This window comes from Flavisolibacter nicotianae, from assembly GCF_003628535.1.
Lineage (GTDB): Bacteria > Bacteroidota > Bacteroidia > Chitinophagales > Chitinophagaceae > Flavisolibacter > Flavisolibacter nicotianae.
The window spans coordinates 23,042-40,651 of the sequence record NZ_RBCI01000003.1; the positions used below are offsets into that span (position 1 = coordinate 23,042).

General features: G+C 51.5%; 17 protein-coding genes. 11 read left to right on the forward strand and 6 right to left on the reverse strand.

The features are described 5' to 3' along the window. Positions 1–9: 9 nt before the first annotated feature. Together D6024_RS08475 and D6024_RS08480 are read left to right on the forward strand one after the other, a co-directional pair. Positions 10–444, forward strand: a complete 435-nt coding sequence (locus D6024_RS08475) for a c-type cytochrome (RefSeq protein ID WP_121354192.1) — start codon at positions 10–12, stop codon at positions 442–444. Beyond that, the gene (locus D6024_RS08480) at positions 444–1,166 is read left to right on the forward strand and encodes a 3-keto-disaccharide hydrolase (protein ID WP_121354193.1); all 723 of its coding nucleotides are present in this window, start codon (positions 444–446) and stop codon (positions 1,164–1,166) included. The genes D6024_RS08475 and D6024_RS08480 overlap by 1 nt, the downstream gene beginning before the upstream one ends. A 130-nt stretch (positions 1,167–1,296) precedes the next feature. Here the strand turns inward: D6024_RS08480 and D6024_RS08485 are convergent, their stop codons facing one another. The 4 genes from D6024_RS08485 to D6024_RS08500 all read right to left on the reverse strand — a co-directional run bounded on the left by D6024_RS08485 (position 1,297) and on the right by D6024_RS08500 (position 5,285). Then, positions 1,297–2,340 carry a phosphatase PAP2 family protein gene (locus D6024_RS08485; protein WP_162944636.1) on the reverse strand — a complete coding sequence of 348 codons (1,044 nt, stop codon included), beginning with the start codon at positions 2,338–2,340 and terminating at the stop codon, positions 1,297–1,299. 59 nt (positions 2,341–2,399) lie between these two features. Next, positions 2,400–2,858: a DUF983 domain-containing protein gene (locus D6024_RS08490; protein WP_121354195.1), complete on the reverse strand. Its 459-nt coding sequence runs from the start codon at positions 2,856–2,858 to the stop codon at positions 2,400–2,402. Next, positions 2,858–4,138, reverse strand: coding sequence for a UDP-N-acetylmuramoyl-tripeptide--D-alanyl-D-alanine ligase (locus D6024_RS08495; protein ID WP_121354196.1), 1,281 nt, complete (start codon positions 4,136–4,138; stop codon positions 2,858–2,860). The genes D6024_RS08490 and D6024_RS08495 overlap by 1 nt, the downstream gene beginning before the upstream one ends. 61 nt (positions 4,139–4,199) lie before the next feature. After that, positions 4,200–5,285 carry an AI-2E family transporter gene (locus tag D6024_RS08500; protein ID WP_121354197.1) on the reverse strand — a complete coding sequence of 362 codons (1,086 nt, stop codon included), beginning with the start codon at positions 5,283–5,285 and terminating at the stop codon, positions 4,200–4,202. A 76-nt stretch (positions 5,286–5,361) separates the two neighbouring features. Between D6024_RS08500 and trxA the strand changes: the two genes are divergently transcribed. Next, positions 5,362–5,658, forward strand: coding sequence for a thioredoxin (gene trxA, locus D6024_RS08505; protein ID WP_121354198.1), 297 nt, complete (start codon positions 5,362–5,364; stop codon positions 5,656–5,658). A gap of 99 nt (positions 5,659–5,757) precedes the next feature. On the opposite strand, the gene D6024_RS08510 is transcribed toward trxA, so the two are convergent. Both D6024_RS08510 and mce read right to left on the reverse strand, forming a co-directional pair. After that, positions 5,758–6,981, reverse strand: a complete 1,224-nt coding sequence (locus tag D6024_RS08510) for a lycopene cyclase family protein (RefSeq protein ID WP_121354199.1) — start codon at positions 6,979–6,981, stop codon at positions 5,758–5,760. A gap of 472 nt (positions 6,982–7,453) precedes the next feature. Further along, a complete protein-coding gene (gene mce, locus D6024_RS08515) occupies positions 7,454–7,858 on the reverse strand; it encodes a methylmalonyl-CoA epimerase (RefSeq protein WP_121354200.1) in 405 nt (134 codons plus the stop codon). 90 nt (positions 7,859–7,948) lie between these two features. Between mce and D6024_RS08520 the strand changes: the two genes are divergently transcribed. The 8 genes from D6024_RS08520 to D6024_RS08555 all read left to right on the forward strand — a co-directional run bounded on the left by D6024_RS08520 (position 7,949) and on the right by D6024_RS08555 (position 17,541). Continuing rightward, positions 7,949–9,112 (forward strand): IscS subfamily cysteine desulfurase, encoded by a 1,164-nt coding sequence (locus D6024_RS08520; RefSeq protein WP_121354201.1) that lies wholly within the window; start codon positions 7,949–7,951, stop codon positions 9,110–9,112. 160 nt (positions 9,113–9,272) lie between these two features. Then, entirely contained in the window at positions 9,273–9,620 is a 348-nt protein-coding gene (locus D6024_RS08525) for a HesB/IscA family protein (protein ID WP_121354202.1), read from the forward strand. A gap of 226 nt (positions 9,621–9,846) precedes the next feature. Further along, a complete protein-coding gene (gldG, locus tag D6024_RS08530) occupies positions 9,847–12,267 on the forward strand; it encodes a gliding motility-associated ABC transporter substrate-binding protein GldG (RefSeq protein WP_121354203.1) in 2,421 nt (806 codons plus the stop codon). Between the two features lie 54 nt (positions 12,268–12,321). After that, on the forward strand, positions 12,322–13,278 hold the full coding sequence (locus D6024_RS08535; protein ID WP_121354204.1) for a TerC/Alx family metal homeostasis membrane protein: 957 nt from the start codon (positions 12,322–12,324) through the stop codon (positions 13,276–13,278). 10 nt (positions 13,279–13,288) lie between these two features. Beyond that, positions 13,289–15,721 carry a bifunctional UDP-N-acetylmuramoyl-tripeptide:D-alanyl-D-alanine ligase/alanine racemase gene (locus tag D6024_RS08540; RefSeq protein WP_162944637.1) on the forward strand — a complete coding sequence of 811 codons (2,433 nt, stop codon included), beginning with the start codon at positions 13,289–13,291 and terminating at the stop codon, positions 15,719–15,721. A gap of 44 nt (positions 15,722–15,765) precedes the next feature. After that, positions 15,766–16,245: a 2-C-methyl-D-erythritol 2,4-cyclodiphosphate synthase gene (gene ispF / locus D6024_RS08545; protein ID WP_121354206.1), complete on the forward strand. Its 480-nt coding sequence runs from the start codon at positions 15,766–15,768 to the stop codon at positions 16,243–16,245. Positions 16,246–16,279: 34 nt separating this feature from the next. Beyond that, entirely contained in the window at positions 16,280–16,720 is a 441-nt protein-coding gene (gene dut / locus D6024_RS08550; protein ID WP_205573253.1) for a dUTP diphosphatase, read from the forward strand. 2 nt (positions 16,721–16,722) lie between these two features. Beyond that, a complete protein-coding gene (locus tag D6024_RS08555; protein ID WP_162944638.1) occupies positions 16,723–17,541 on the forward strand; it encodes a DUF4292 domain-containing protein in 819 nt (272 codons plus the stop codon). The last annotated feature ends 69 nt before the right edge of the window (positions 17,542–17,610 follow it).

Here is a 17,610-nt window from a genome sequence, read left to right on the forward strand (position 1 = left end):
TAAAGACAGATGAAAAAGACGTTGATTTTACTGGCCGCGGTGGCCACTATTTGGAGTTGTAGCAACAACAAGTCTGCTTCGAATGACAAGACAGGAGACAATGGTGCCGGAACAGGAACGGGCCCGGGTGCCGCCACGACCACAGAAGCGCCTGCAACGACAGACGTTTCGCAAAATCCGGATTATAAAAAAGGCCTCGCTCTGGTTGGTCAAAGCGATTGTTTAACCTGTCACAAGGTGGCAGAAAAAGTGGTTGGTCCTCCCTACCAGGAAGTGGCAGCCCGTTATGCCGGTAAGCCGGGGATCGAAGACTCGCTGGCCAACAAGGTAATCCATGGTGGTTCCGGCAATTGGGGCCAGGTGCCGATGACAGCGCACCCGCAATTGTCGCACGATGATGCTGTTGCCATGGTGAAATACATTCTTTTATTAAAACAGCAATAATGCACAAATTGTCATTCGTTGTGGCCGCAGCGGCGCTTTTGTCCTGCTCCACCCAAAACAAAACAACCATGCAATCGACCGGGAACAACACGGCTGCAAACGAAGCCGGATGGGTTTCGCTTTTTGACGGAAAGACAACCAGCGGATGGCACACCTATAACAAAACCGGTGTTGGCAGCGCCTGGAAAGCCGAAGACGGCGTGCTGCATCTCGATGCCAAGGGAAAAAAAGAAGGACTGCAGGGCGGTGACATTGTTACCGACCAGGAGTTTGAAAACTTTCACCTGAAATACGACTGGAAGATTGCGCCCAATGGCAACAGCGGTGTGATTTTTTATTCCAAGGAAGACCCGCAATACAGCGCCATGTGGAATACGGGCCCGGAAATGCAGGTGCTGGATAACAACGGTCACCCGGATGCAAAAATCATCAAGCACCGCGCCGGTGATCTTTACGACCTCATTACAGCGAAAGAAGCCGTAAAGCCGGTTGGTGAATGGAACACGGCCGAGATCGTGGCCAACAAAGGCAAGCTGGATTTTTACCTGAACGGCGTGCACACCCTGTCAACCACCATGTGGGACGACAACTGGTACCAGATGATTGCGAAAAGCAAGTTCAAGGACATGCCGGCTTTTGGCCGCAGCAAATCGGGCCGCATCGGCTTGCAGGACCACGGCGACGAAGTCTGGTTCCGGAACATCAAGCTCAAGACCTTGTAAACTGTTATTTTTTACAGCAAAGGCAGCACATCAATGTGCTGCCTTTTTTTATCTGGATACTAACGGCCCGGTAGAAAAGCCTCCGTAAGGTCGAAGTGTTTAACTGCATACCACTCCACTACCTGGCATCTTACTTTGCCATTGTCGCATGGCTTGGGGCGGGTGCGGACTTACGTCCCAGTGCATACGTGAATCGAAGGCCACCGCTTTGCCCGTTATAAAACGTATTCACCTGGAGGTTCCTGGTTTTGATCCGGTGCAGTTCGGGGATCACAATACCAAAGACTCCGCCAATGAGATAGCCGGCCATGATGTCGGAAGGGAAATGTGCAAGCGCCTTCATGCGCAACCATCCAGTGACCAGCGGAGGAACAGAAGCCGCCGCGTAAAGCAGGATTTTTTTGTTGCCGATCTCGGGGTGGTAATCGCAATACACTTTCACGGCAAAAAACGTAGCGGCCGTGGCATTAGCCACATGCCCGCTGTAAAACGAGTTTTTCTGATTGCCGCCTTTACGTTGTTCAATGGGGAAATAGTCGTAGTACACGATCGGCCGAAGCCTGTTTTGAAACAAGGGACCGAAGAAACTAAAATCGTAGAAGGCAAAGGTGAGGAACTGTGTCTGGTAGAACATCAGGCCCAGGCGAAGCCAGTCTTTCCTCGTTTTTTTATTAAACAAGAATGTCGCGGCCGATGCAGCCAGGGTAATGGTAAGCCCTTTGTCGGACAGGGAATAGAAATGATCTCTTTTGGACGGATCCAGTTCCAGTGCCCACCTGTCGAAACGGTTAAGGATATTCCTGTTGGCAGCCTGTATTTCCGCTTCCGTCAAATCGGGTTTGTTGTGCAGGATATTGTTTATGGCGATCATGTTCGCCGCCGTCGCAGCTACACCGATCAGCGCTGTGCTCAGCGGATTGATCTTGTAGACCGATGGAGCCGTGGCATCCATTGTTGCCAGGTTGGCTTTTATATTCTTTTTGGAAACAGGTGTCGTATCGGCCGCCTGCGCAAGATTTTCTCTGACTAACGTATCGGTTTTTTGGGCGATTGTATCGGTTTGGGCCTTCAAGGTGTCAACCTGTGCAATGCTGTTAGTTGCCTGGAGCAAAAGCACGGCAAGAAGGATGGCAAAGGCGCTTTTGTGCACAAAAAAAGCGTTGAGTTTTTTCATGCCGGCACACTTGAAATTTTTGTGCCACTCAGGTCCGGCCGGGTTATGAGCGGGGTGGTTCACCAGTTGTTTTTCTGGTCTTCGTTGGTCCGTTCCGGCTCGGCCGGCGCCACGTGTTCCCAATCCGGTTCGTAAGACACGAAAAACGAAAGCCACAAACTGCGGGAGAAACGCATGAGCCAGGGCTGTAAAACCAGGAGAAGAACCGAGTTGGACGTTACCCAGATCAAAAAGCGGCTGTCCTTAAACGAAAAGCCAATGAGAAGAAACCATACCAAAAAGCTGATGATGGTAATGACGATGCCGATCAGGTAACTCACATAACCGGTACCGTAATAAAAGCCCACTTCAATGTCGGTGGCCTGGCCGCACACGGGGCAGCGTTCGTACATCTCCATGCTTTTTTTCAGCCGGAAACTCAGCGGGTGCCGAAACAATTTGCCTTCGCGGCAACGCGGACACCAGCAGCCAAAAATGGTGCTCAGGTAACTTCGGTGTGGACGTTCGTTTTCCGGCATCAGAGATAATTCAGCACTTTTTCCATTTGCATGCTTCGCGAGCCTTTTACCAGGAGGTAAGCATTGTGAAGGTCTTGCGCTTTCAGCCATTCACCGGCTTCTTCCGGTCTTGCAAAGGTTTGGTAAGAGTGGGACGAGTGTAAAAAATCACCCCCCACTAACAGCACCGCTTTCCAGGAATGCCGCCCGATTTCGCTGATGATAGCCTGGTGTTCGTCACGGCTTTCATCGCCCAGTTCGGCCATGGCACCCAGCACCAGGATTTTACGATCGCCTTCGACCTTTGCAAAGTTGTCGATGGCCGCCTTCATGCTGCTTGGGTTGGCATTGTAAGCGTCGAGGATGATTTTGTTGGAACCCTTTTGCACCAGTTGCGAACGGCTGTTGGACGGTGTGTACTGTTCAATTGCCGTTTTGATTTTAGCGTCTTCCACGCCAAAGAATTTTCCAACGGCCACCGCTGCCAGCACATTCGGCAGGTTATAACTGCCGACCAAAGCCGTTGCAATCTCACCCTGGAAGCCTTTGGTAAACTGCACCTGCAAGAAAGGATCGCTTTCCCGGACATCACCGGCCACATCGCCGTCATTTGTGCCGTAGGTAAACCGGTGGCGAATGCCCTGGCTCATCTCGTGCAGGTAATCGTAATCGTTCATGAGGAAGGCGGTGCCATCATGGCTGCGCAGAAAATCAAACAATTCGCCTTTGCCTTTTCGCACGCCTTCCACGCCGCCAAATCCTTCGAGGTGGGCCTTGCCGCAATTGGTGATCAGCCCGTGCGTCGGCAGTGCAATCTCGCAGTACGAAGCAATCTCCCGCAGGTGGTTGGCGCCCATTTCAATTACGGCCATCTGCGCATCGCTTTTGATCTTGAGAATCGTCAGCGGCACGCCAATGTGGTTATTCAGGTTGCCTTCCGTCGTATAGGTTGTAAACGTCGTGGCAAGCACGGCGTGAATCAATTCTTTGGTGGTTGTTTTGCCGTTGCTGCCGGTAATGGCAAGAAACGGAATGCTGAACTGCCGGCGGTGATGCAGCGCCAGTTGCTGGAGGGTTTGCAACACGTCATCCACTAGGATGGTCCTGTCGTTCACCGCGAATTGGGGTTCATCGACGATCGCATACGCGGCGCCGCTGTCGAGTGCCTGCTGCGCAAAGGCGTTGCCATTAAAGTTTGGCCCTTTGAGGGCAAAATAAAGATCGCCTTTCTGCAACTTGCGGGTATCGGTTTGTACCGAAGGATATTGCTGGTAAATGGAATACAGTCCCGTCATGTTCATGCAACAAAAGTAGGGCTGAAACGGGCAGGAGGAACACAGCGGCTCCCGGGCAATTGATCATTCATTGGGAAACCTTTTTTTTGATTTTCCGGACGATGCCGGGTTCGCGTTTGCGTTCTTCGCCGATCAGGAAGCCATAGGGTTTTAGCGGCTCGATGTGGTCACAAATAATTTTGATGACGCCCATGATTGGCAGGGCCAGCACCATGCCCGGGATGCCCCAGAGCACTTCGCCGCCAACAATCCCAACAATGGTAAAAACGGGGTGAATGCTGATGCCGCGGCCAACGACAAGCGGCTCCAGGATATAGGTTTGCAAAAACTGCACAATGGCGTAGGTGATAACGATGGCAAGCACCATCTTTAGATCGCTGCCCTGCGCCAGCGACATGATGACGGTGATGCTGACGCCGGTAAGGTTGCCCACAAAGGGTACGATCTCAAGAAGGCCGCAAAGCACGGCATAAAACAGGGCGTTTCGCACGCCGATAGCACTGAACCCGATGCCATACATGACCCAGAGGCAGGCAATCATAATGGCAAGACCGGTCAGGTATTTTTGGGCTACCTGCTGTGCGTCGTGCACGATGGTGCGGGCATTGGTTTTGTCTTTGGGCGGAACGATCCGCAGGAGGGCCTGGTTGAAATGGTCACGGAAGTAAAGGAACAGGAAAATATACACCAGCACGATGATAAAGTTGGTGAACAGCCCGCCTAGCGAAGTGAAAAAACCGGAGATCAGCAACGATATTTTCCCGGTGGATTCCTGTTGTTGCTCCTGGATGACCTGTGCCTGCTTTTGTTGCGGGATACCGAGCGACCGGGTAACAAATTCCTCCACCTTCTGCACTTTTTCGGAAATATTCCGCTCGATCTGCTCCGCGTTGCCGGCGATGTTGGAAACCTGTGTGCTGACAATATAAACGATTAGGGCTACAGCGCTTAGTAAGATTAAAACCGAGATCAGGGCCGCCAAACCCCTTGGCAGTTTGCGTTCCAATTGGGTGCAAAGCGGCACCAGCAGCATCGACAGAAATGTGGCGATGAGCACCGGCACCAGAAAGGGTTTTCCAAAGTACAGGACAAGAAAGAGCAGAATGAGGAGTAGCAATAATTTGAGAGTCTTGTCGAGCAATGGTGTTGTCATGCGCAAAAACAGGTTTAAATTGTGTGGCCAATGCGCCTGTTTGGTACATTGTGTGTTACAAATACTGCAAAAAGGTATGGCAAGTTTTACAGAACTTATCAATTCGGATAAACCGGTGCTCGTAGATTTTTTTGCCGAATGGTGCGGCCCCTGCAAAATGATGGCGCCCATCCTGAAACAGGCAAAAGATCATGTTGGCGAAAAGGCGACGATCCTGAAAGTTGATATTGACAAAAACCCGGCGGTAGCTGAACAATACCGCATCCAGGGCGTGCCGACGCTGATCCTCTTTAAAAACGGCCAGGTAAAATGGCGCCAGTCGGGAGTGGTGCAGGCCCAGCAATTGGTTCAGGTGGTCAACCAGTTTAGCTAAAGGTTTATTTCTTACTGAGAACGCCGCATTCTAAGGATACATTTGCCTGTGCTCATCTGTGCGTTTTGTGAGAGATTTTTTCCACCTGCGTTGAAACATTTACATCATCTGCCGCATCGCCGCTTTGAAGAAGGGAAGAATCGGCAGCGTGGAAATAATTTTTAATTCTGTGGCGAACGAAGACGTGTTGTTCAAAAACGCCAGCACTTCCTGCGGCTTGTTTTTCCGGAACATTGTGGCAAAAATTTCTTCTCCTTCAACAAGGTGGTTGTCCAGCACCTGCAGCAGTACGCTGTCGTAAAAATGAAAACGTTTGGGACTGCCGGCAACGAATGGCTGTTCTTGCCTTGCCAGGTTTTCGGCGATTTGTTTGCTGTGTCGCTGGATGAATGAAAACGTGTAGCCGCTCGACCCTTTTGTTTGCCCGCCAGCGGTGCCGATATGGACGATCCGGTTGTGCCGGTTTGCAAACCGGTGGTTGGTCATTGGGATGACGCCAAACTCTGATTCTTTTACCGTAAAGGATTTCAAACCTAAAAAAGCACGAAGATAGTTTTCCAGGCCTTCATCGTATTCGTGGGGCTGGAGAAGCGCAGGTGTGAAAAGTGTGTACTCCACTAATGCTTCGGTTGGAGAGGAGGGCAGCACGTAACAAAAGGCTGTTCCGTTTTTTTGCGAAATGCGAAAATCCATCAGCGTTGCCGCCGCAACATTGAACACCGGTGTTTCGGTTTCCACCAGCCATCCTTTAAAATGCTGCAGCAGCCACACGTCTTTTTTCTTCAACTCCGGTTTGCCAAATAAAATGCTGTTGAACACATAGTCTGCCGTGATAGTTTTTCCTCCGGTGACAATGCCGGTTGTGGCGTCGGAAAAAAGACGGTCAATCTTTCCTTTGTGAAAGTCGACGTTGGGCGATTGCCTGATGACGGCAAAACAATGGCGGTAAAAATCGATACCCCGGATCATTTTGTAGCTATAGGGGGCAATGGAAAATTCGGAAGAGAAATCGTCGCTGTAAAACTGCAGTTTGTCCCACGATTGAAAAACGATGGTTTCGAAAAAGCTTTCTTCCTTTTCCCAAAAGCACCATGTACGGTCGTTGCGCTCCTTTTCCGTTTCATCGATCAGCAAGATCCGCTTTTGCTGCAATTCGTTTTGTTGCAGGATACGCATAAGAAGACTTAGGCCTGCACAGCCAGCGCCGGCAATGATATAATCGTAATGGGATTGCAGCATGTCTTCTTTCAACAAAAATGTCGTTGTAAAGTTGTAGGTAAAAATACCTGTAAATGTTACGTGGCCGGTGCCTGTCTTTTGCACGTGTAAAACGCAGAAAAAGAAGGTAGTTTTTTCCGGTATTTACGACTGCAACGAAGCCGTCAATTTTTTTTCAAATTATCAAAAGAAAACTGCCGAATTTGTTGCAAAACAAAATTGCGAACACTATGTTTGCCATCGTTGACATACGAATGGAGAAATCAACATTGAATTAAATCCGTACTGAAAATGAAAAACACACCACACCCTTGCATGCGCTGCGCATGCGCCGGCTTCCCAAAAGAATATTTCCAATAATCATAGATTACCCAACAGATTTGTTTCGTTTCGGCGGAACGTAAACCTATTTTTTTTAGGCGTTGAGGATGCACCCCTGGTTTCTACCCGGGGTTACTTTTTTTATTACGGGTAGTGCGATTTTAAAGCGTTTAACCGGGTAGGAGAAACAGCTGTTTTGTAAACAGGAATTGTAAATAGTTCAACCGTTCAGTGTAAAAAAAACTATTAGCCCGTTTTACCTGCGGTTCTCCTGGCACAACTCGATCAGCACGGCGTTGGTGCTTTTGGGATGCAGAAAACAAACCAGTTTGTTGTCGGCACCTTTTTTAGGCGTTTCATTCAGCAGCACAAAGCCTTCTTTTTTGAGGCGCTCCATTTCGGCAGCAATGTCTTCCACCTCAAAAGCAAGGTGGTGAATGCCCTCGCCTTTTTTTGCAATGAACGCCTGGATTACGCCTTCCGGTTTCGTCGACTCCAGCAATTCGATCTTGGTTTCGCCCTGCCGGAAGAAGGCCGTGTTCACGGCTTCACTCTCGACGGTTTCTGTTTTGTAACAGGGCGTGTTCAATAGTTTTTCGAACAGGGGAACGGAGTCCTGCAAAGATTTTACAGCGATGCCAATGTGCTCCACACGCAGCATAGAGAAAAATTTGGATAAAAATAAGGCTGCGCTCCCAATCGGCTGGTATATGGTAATTTTGTCTGTTCACTTCATTCAATCAATACCGGTATGCTTCACCTGCCGCTTTATCTCGATTACAATGCCACCACACCCTGCGATCCGCGGGTGGTGGAAGTGATGTTGCCTTTTTTTAGCACGCAGTTTGGCAATGCAGCCAGTCGTCACCACTCGTTTGGCTGGCAGGCCGAGGAGGCCGTGGATCGTGCCCGCGAACAGGTGGCTTCCCTGATTGGGGCCGAACCCAATGAGATCGTTTTTACGTCCGGTGCCACGGAAGCCGACAACCTGGCGTTGAAAGGGGTGTTTGAAACCTATACCGCCAAAGGTTCGCACATCATTACCTGCAACATTGAGCACAAGGCCGTACTGGACGTGTGCAAGCACCTTGAAAAACGCGGTGCCGAAATCACCTATCTGCCCGTGAATGCCGAAGGACTTGTATCGCCGCAACAGGTGGAAGCCGCCATCCGCCCGGATACGGTGTTGATTGCCATCATGTATGCCAACAACGAGTTGGGAACCATCATGCCGGTGAAAGAGATCGGTGCCCTTGCCCGTCAGCACAACGTGATTTTTTTTACCGATGCAACGCAGGCTGTCGGTAAAATTCCCGTTGACGTCAACCAGGACAACATCGACCTGTTGGCCATGTCGGCACATAAGCTATATGGGCCCAAAGGGGTAGGGGCGCTGTATGTGCGCCGCCGCTCACCCAGAGTGAAACTGTCGGCGCAAATGCACGGCGGCGGACATGAACGGAATATGCGCAGCGGAACGCTCAATGTGCCCGGTATCGTCGGATTTGGCAAAGCCTGTGCACTTTGCCAGGAAGAACTGCAGCCGGACGCCGAACGCCTCACCCGCCTTCGCGACAGGCTGGAAAAATCCCTGTTGCAGATTGACGGCAGTTTTGTCAACGGAAGCCGGCAGCACCGTTTGCCCAATGTCACCAATATTGGCTTTAAAGGCGTGGACAACGAAGGCCTGTTACTGGCGATCAACAAGGAAATTGCTGTTTCTTCCGGGTCGGCCTGTACTTCGGCTTCGCTGGAACCGTCCTATGTGCTGAAAGCCCTTCGCCTCGACGACGAGGCAGCCCGCAGTTCGCTGCGCTTTAGCCTGGGGCGCTTCACAAGGGAAGAAGAAATTGACTACGTGGTGAAAAAGCTGGGAGAGGCGGTTGCCCGGCTCCGCGAACTTTCGTTTCGCTAGCCGGCTTTTCGCTGCCGGCTTCATTCCCTCGTTTTTGCCGGAGTGTTCGGCCCGAAATCGCCTTTTTGCAACCGGCTTTGTCAGTGAAACGTCATAACTGGCCGGTGATTCCGCAAATGCTGCTTCTGTTTTTTACTTTTGCCTTTTGAATTTTTAATCTATGGTTGCACTGGATAATGCCATTCATGTTACGGACAAGGCACGAACGAAGATCGGAGAGCTGATGAAGGAAGCCGGTAAATCCGACCCGTCTTACTTTTTGCGGGTAAGCGTGGTAGGTGGCGGCTGTTCCGGCCTCAGTTACAAAATGGATTTTGACAACGAAAGCAAACCTGCCGACCAGGTATTTGAAGACAAAGGCCTGAAGATCGTCACCGATTTGAAAAGCTTTTTGTACCTGGTGAACACCGAGCTGGATTTTTCGGATGGGTTAAACGGGAAGGGTTTTCATTTCAACAACCCCAACGCCAGCCGCACCTGCGCCTGTGGTGAAAGTTTCGCCGTGTAAGATCTGCAAACGCTCTGCCGATAGCAAGCCCGTACAGGAATTCCTGTACGGGCTTTTTTATCACTGTTTTAAAAAGACCATTGCCTATTTTGCAGCCTTATCAAAAAAGTAAAAAGGCAAAATGCAAAACGGGCTTTCGCTGCAGTGAACGGTGTAACCGCTTTTTGCTTTTGAGTTTTGCCTTTTTATCTAGCACATTGTTTTTAAACAGAATTGCATTTTATCCATGTGGCCTATTTGTAAAAAGGAACTTCGCCAGTTTTTCAGCTCCCTGACAGGATACATTGCCATCGTCGTGTTTTTGCTGGTGAACGGCCTTGTGCTGTTCGTGCTGCGCAACAATATCCTCGAATCCGGCTATGCAACGCTGGACCAGTTTTTTTCCTTTGCGCCATGGATACTGCTCTTTCTCGTGGCGGCCATTACGATGCGCAGTTTTTCCGAAGAGTTCCGGAGCGGCACCTTCGAGATTTTGCAAACGAGGCCGGTACGCAACGGCGAGATTGTGGCCGGTAAATTTTTCGGCGCTTTAGCAGTGGCACTCATTGCCCTGCTTCCCACGCTGGTCTATTACTTCACCATCAACAGCCTGGCGTCAGCGTCAGGAATCGATGCCGGGGCCGCCGCCGGCTCCTATCTTGGACTGGCCTTGCTGACGGGTGTCTTTACGGCAATCGGCGTTTGCGTCAGCAGTTTTACCACCAACGCCGTGGTTTCGTTCATTATTACCCTGATTGCTTCGGTGTTGTTTTATTATGGCTTCCGCGCCATCAGCGAGCTGGCGCTTTTTCAAAACGGGGCCGACTATTACATTGAAATGTTCGGGATCGACTTTCACTACCAGAACATCAGCAAAGGAGTCATCGACACGAGAGACCTGGTGTATTTTGTATCGGTCATCCTGTTTTTTCTTTTCATCACAACTACCCGTTTGTCTGCGAAGGCAGGGATGCAGAAAAGCCGCCAAACCTCGGTGAAATGGGCGATTTTGTTGCTGGGCGTCCTTGGTGTGAATGCGGTGGCGGCGGCACTGCATGCACGGGCCGACCTGACCGCGGAAAAGCGCTATTCCCTGACACAGCCCACAAAAGATCTGGCCCGCAGCCTGCAAAACAACGCGGACATCACGATTTTTTTGAAGGGGGACTTTCCGTCCGGGTTCCGCAAGCTGAGTGCGTCGACACAGGAGTTTTTACGGGTGTTGAAGGAAACGGCTCCCGGCCGAATCAACTACCGTTTTGTTTCACCCGAAGAAGAAGCCGGCGGTGGCAAAACCTGGGGCGACTCTTTGCGGGCCATGGGCATCGAGCCCATCAACCTGACGGTGCAGGTAAAAGCCGGGCAGGAAAATAAAAATATCTTTCCCTATGGGCTGCTCCAGGCAGGCGGCCGCACCGAAGTGGTGAACCTGTTTCCAAGCAGCAAGCGCAATATTTCGGCAGAGGAACTGAACAACGCCGAGGCGATGATGGAATACCAGTTTGCCAAAAGCCTCGACCGGGTCATTCACCCGCAGCCAAAGGTCATTGCTTACGCCGTGGGCAACGGCGAGCCTGTAGGAAATGAAATTTATGATCTCCGCCAGGCCGTGGCGGCCGATTACATCATGAAGCCGTTTGATGTAAATGCGATGGCCTACATCCCGAAAGAGGCAGATGTTTTGTTGGTGGTAAAGCCGGCGTCCGGATTTACTGAAAACGAAAAGTTGAAAATTGACCAGTACCTGATGAACGGGGGCAAGGTTCTCTGCTTTGTCGACAACCTGCATGCCGAACCCGATAGCCTGCGTTTCCGCTCGGAACTGATCGCTTATGACCGCAACCTGAACATCGGCGACCTGCTTTTCAATTATGGCGTCCGGATCAACCCCGACCTCGTGATGGACCTGCAGTGCGATTTCCTGCCCTTTGCAGTGGGCGGCACGCCGTCCAACCCGCAGTACGAATTCCTGCACTGGAACTATTACCCGCTTTTCGAGTCGAGAAGCAATCATCTCATTAACAAAAACCTGGGGCTTGTGGCCGGCCGTTTTGTGAATTCGATCGATACGGTAGAGGCAGAAGGAATCCGCAAGACCTATTTGCTGCAAAGCTCGGCCAACTCCCGTACCATCAGCACGCCGGCCCTCATCAGTCCCAATGAAAACCGCAACACGCCGGAAGATGCCCTTTTCCGGAAAAACGGGATACCGGTCGCCGTGCTCCTGGAAGGGACATTTTCCTCGCTCTACAAAAACCGCCTGGGGCAGGCGCAGCGTGACAGCCTGCAGGCCAGCGGCGGCTTTAAAGAAGCCGGCGTGTCACCGACCAAAATGATCGTCGTTGCCGATGGCGACATGGTGCTGAACGATGTCTCTACGCAGCAGGGGCCACTGGCGATGGGCATGAACCTGTTTACTGTCGGTTCGCAATACGAATACCAGTTTGCCAACCGCAACTTTTTTCTCAATTGTCTGGAATACCTGACCAGCAATTCCGCCATTATCCAAACGCGAAACAAGGAAGTGGTGCTGCGGGCACTGGATCCGAAAAAAGTGGAAACGGAAGCGGGAAAATGGCGTTTTCTCACCATTGTTTTACCGATCGTGCTGGTGATCCTGGCCGGTGTTGTTTACCAGCGCCTTCGCCGTCACCGCTTTGCTTCCTGACCATCCGGCCGGGCAGAGTTCTTTATCTTTACGCCTTAAATCAGCTCGGATAGTATGACGTCGGACCAGCTAACGTATTTGGTGTTTGGATTGGTGTTGCTCATGGCAGTTGTGGTGGATCTCGGGTTGTTGAGTAAACGGTCCGCAGAGATCAGCATTAAGAAAGCTTTTGGACAAACCTTTTTTTGGGTGCTGCTGGCGTTTGCCTTCGGCGCTTTTTTATGGTGGCGGCAGAGCAGCGTCACGGCGCTGGAATACGTCAGCGCTTACCTCATGGAATGGAGCCTGAGCATCGACAATATCTTTGTCTTTATTCTCATCTTCACCTATTTTAAAATCCGTTCCGATCATGTTGCCCGTGCCCTGCTGGTGGGGATCCTGATGGCGATCGTGTTCCGCGTCATCTTTATCACCGTCGGTGTGGTGTTGGTCGATCGCTTTTACTGGATCCTTTACATCTTCGGCGCCTTCCTGGTTTATACCGGAATCAAGATTTTTACGGCAAAAGGGGAGAGTGAATTCGACCCGGGAAGCAATCCCGTTTACCGCCTGCTCAACCGTCTTGTGCCCATTCTTCATACCGACGCCAGCGGGAAGATCAGTGTAAAGCGGGACGGGAAACGATATTTTACCAACATGTTCGTGGTGATCGTGCTGCTGGCCACCACCGACATTGTCTTTGCGCTGGACAGCATACCGGCGGTGTTTGCCATCAGCCAGGACCGCCTGGTGATCTATACCTCAAACATCTTTGCCGTACTGGGTTTACGGTCGCTCTTTTTCCTTTTGCGCGGCGCCGTGGCCCGCTTCGAATACCTGCAACAGGGCATTGCCATTGTCCTTATTTTCATTGGTGCCAAAATGCTGGCCGAAGACTGGCTGCACCATTTTTTCTCCAAGAATGAGCTCGTGCTGATTTCGTTGCTGGTGATCGTGATTTGCCTGGGTGGCTCGATGTTGTATTCCCTTCAGGTATCCCGCCGCAAGAAAAAAGAAAACGACTTGTTTTAAACAGTACAACGTGTATTCAACAGCAGAAATAGGCCGGATTGTCGGCGCCCGGTCAATAGCCGGTGGCGAAAGGGAGATTGCACATTTGCTCTACGACAGCCGCAAAATCCAGCAGCCGGGCAATTCCCTTTTTTTTGCGATTAAAACCCCGCACAACGATGGACACCGGTACATTGCCGAAGCCTATCAAAAAGGCGTTCGTGCCTTTGTGGTGAGCGAGAAGGTGATACTGGACGAGGCAGTGATACTGGAAGTGGCCGACACGCTAGGTGCCCTGCAAACCCTGGCCGCCCATCACCGTTCCCGTTTTCACCTGCCCGTGATCGGCATTACTGGCAGCAACGGCAAAACGATCGTGAAGGAATGGCTGAACCAGCTCCTGGAAAATGACTACTCCATTGTGCGCAGTCCCAAAAGCTTCAACTCGCAGATCGGTGTTCCGTTAAGCGTGTGGGAGATCAACGCCGGGCATACCCTTGGGATTTTTGAAGCGGGCATTTCCCATCGCGGTGAAATGGAAAAACTCGAGCGGATCATTCAGCCGACCATCGGTGTGATCACCAACCTGGGAGAAGCGCACAGCGAAGGCTTTACATCCCGCGAGGAAAAATTAAGAGAAAAGCTGGCGCTGTTCAGGCCGTGCAAATTGGTGGTGGGACCTAAAAAACTCCTGGCCCGTCTCGATCAGCCAACATTGACCTGGAGCATGGACGAGGAGGCCGATCTTCGAATTTCCTCGGTCCGGACAACAGGAGGCCGTACCACCATTCGTGCGGTGCACCGGGAGAAAGCGATCAGCCTCGATATTCCCTTCTCGGATGAAGCGGCCGTACAAAATGCGATCACCTGCTTGTGTGTGCTGCTGGCAATGGCGTTAGATCCGGACGATTTTGTGCCCCGGTTTTTGAACCTGCACCCGGTTGACATGCGCCTGCAACTGCACCACGCCATCAACAATTGTCTCCTCATCAACGATAGCTATAGCGCCGACCTGACATCGCTAAAGATTGCGCTCCATTTCCTGGATCAGCAGAGTTCCGGCAGAAGCAGGACCGTTATTCTTTCTGATTTTGTTGAAACAGGCAAGGCCGAGACAAGCCTGTACAAAGAGATAGCGCAACTGCTGAAGACATACGGCATCCGGAAGGTCATTGCCATTGGAGGCCAGGCAGGACCCGTACTGGAAAGCTGGCTTCCTTCCGTTGCTGTACAGCGGTTTTCTTCCACCGAAGAATTCGTAAAGCAATTTCGCAGCTCGCAGTTTGCAGGTGAAATCATTTTGCTGAAAGGAGCCCGCCGTTTCGGCTTTGAAGCCATTGCCGCGCTGTTTGAACAAAAGCTCCACGGCACCGTGCTGCAGATCAACCTGACCGCCCTTGCACACAACCTGCGAGCCTACCAGGAAATCCTGCAGCCGTCTACCCGGATCATGGCAATGGTGAAGGCGTTTTCCTATGGCAGCGGCGGCGCGGAGATCGCTTCTGTTTTGCAATTTCACAACACCGCCTTTCTTGGCGTGGCCTACGCCGATGAAGGCATTGAGCTGGTGAAGGCCGGCATCACGCTGCCTATCATGGTAATGAACCCGGAACCGGCCTCGTACGGGGCGATTGTCGAGCACAGCCTGCAACCCGTTTTGTACTCCCTGCCGCTGCTCCGCGATTTTGAAGAATTCGTGAAGACACAGGGCCTGACCCAGTATCCCGTTCACATCGAAGTGGAAACCGGCATGAACCGCCTGGGGTTTCCGCCGGATAAAATCGGCGAAGTGGCAGGCTATCTTGCCGCAAGCAGCACACTTCGCATGCAATCGCTTTTTAGTCACCTGGCCGCCAGCGAGGAGGCAGGGCAGGATGCATTCACCCAGCAGCAGGCCAGCCGGTTCCGGGAGGCTGCGGCAGTAATGGAAAAGACCCTCAGCTACCCCTTTTTGCGACACATTGCCAACTCGGCGGCTATTGTACGGCATCCGCATCTCCAGATGGACATGGTGCGCCTGGGCATTGGCCTCTATGGCATCGAGCCCGATGCGGAGGCGAAACTTTCGCTGGAACCAGTAGCCACGCTGCGGTCCACCATTGCGCAGATCAAGGAAGTGGAGGCCGGTGAATCTGTCAGCTACAACCGCAAGGGCGTTGTGCACCGCCGGTCGCTGATCGCCACGGTTCGCATCGGCTATGCCGATGGCTATTCGCGGCGCTTCAGCAACGGGTCGGGAAAGATGTGGGTGCGGGGCCGGCTGGCCCCTGTCATCGGCACCATTTGCATGGACATGACGATGCTTGACGTAACAGATATTGAGGGTGTGAAAGAAGGCGACGATGTGATTCTTTTTGGCAAGGAGCTGCCTGTACAGGACGTGGCGGCATGGGCAGGTACCATTCCGTACGAAATTATGACGGCCGTTTCGCAAAGAGTGAAGCGGGTATATTATTATGAATGAAACTGAGGCGGATAGACTAAACTATATTTGCCCAAATTTTTTTCATGAGTTTTCGTATCGGGCAGGGAGTCGATTTTCATCAACTGGCAGAAGGCAGAGAGTTGTGGCTGGGCGGCGTTAAGATCGAACACAGCAAAGGCGCTGTTGGTCACAGCGATGCCGACGTGCTGCTGCATGCCATCTGCGATGCCATGCTAGGCGCAGCCTGTCTCGGCGACATCGGTACCCATTTTCCCGACACGGATTCGCAGTACAAAAACATCGACAGCAAGATCCTCCTGAAGCAAACCGTTAACCTGATTGGAAAGGAAGGCTACTCCCTTGTCAACATTGACAGCACGCTCTGTCTCGAAAAGCCAAAGATCAAGTCCTACGTACCGCAGATGCAGGAGGCGATAGCCACCATTTGCGGCCTTACCACACGGGACGTTTCCATCAAGGCAACAACAACCGAACGCATGGGCTTTGTGGGTCGCGAAGAAGGCCTGGTGGCCTATGCCAGTGTTTTATTGCAAAGGATTTAACAACTCCAATTTCCTGAGCCTTTATCTTTGAACGATGCCCCTGCAGATCAAAATCGTTAACCAATCTCCCTACTCACTGCCGCACTATAGTACCGAAGGTTCCTCGGGCATGGACCTGCGGGCTAATTTGCCTTCCGCCCTGCACCTGAAGTCGCTTGAACGTTGTCTGGTGCCAACCGGTTTGTTCATTGAACTGCCGCAGGGCTACGAAGCACAGGTGCGTCCCCGCAGCGGCCTTGCCATCCGGCAGGGGTTGACCTGCCTGAACACACCCGGCACCGTTGACAGCGATTACCGCGGAGAAATTAAGGTCATTTTAATCAATCTTTCAGCAGAAGAGCAAGTCATACAACCCGGCGACCGGATTGCCCAGCTGGTTATCCAGCAAGTGGAGAAAGGGGTATGGCTGCCGGTGGAGCATTTGGAAGAAACCGTTCGCAGCAGCGGAGGATTTGGTTCAACAGGAAAACAATAAACATGAAAAGATTTTTCGTACTCCTTGTTCTCATCGCCGTGCTCGCCTCTTGCCGTTCTACAAAAACCATCAGCAAGGCCGTTTCGAAAAAAGAAAAAGACACGACCGTCAATATTGTGGTGCCGGTAAAGGTGGGGGCCGATACGCAACAGTTGATCCAAACAGCGCTGCAGCAGGTGGAGAAAAATCACATCAGCTTCCGGACGTTCAGCGCCAAAGTCGGTGTGGGTTACAAAGGCACCGATGGCAAGGGATATGATCTGAACGCCAACGTGAAAATGTACAAGGACAGCGCCATCTGGATATCGGTAAATGCCATCCTCGGCATCGAGGCCATGCGCCTCCTGATCACTAGGGATTCGGTAAAACTGCTGAACAAGCTGGAAAAACTATACACGGCGAGGAGTATCGGCTACATGCGGGAAATGACCTCGCTGCCGCTAAACCTTTTCACGCTGCAGGACATGATCATCGGGAATCCCGTGTTTTTGGATCCCAACATCATCCGGTATTCTACCGGCAACGGGGTGATCAATCTTTTGAGTCTTGGCGAATATTTTAAAAACCTGGTCACGCTGAACGAGGCTGATAAAAGCCTTGTCCACAGCAAGCTCGATGACACCGACCCGTTGCGTAGCCGCACGGCCGATTTGTCGTACAGCGACTTTGAAACCAACAAGGGGCCGCTGTTTTCCACCAAGCGCCAAATCGTTGTATCGGAGAAAGGTCGCCTCGAAATCAAGCTGGATTTCAAGAATTATAATTTTAACGAGCCGGTGGAATTCCCGTTTTCTGTGCCGAAAAATTATAAGCGGAATTAAAATTTATTTTGAACTCTTGCGTTTCTACCTTTCCGCCAACGCGGAAAACCGAAACATCACTGTAAAATC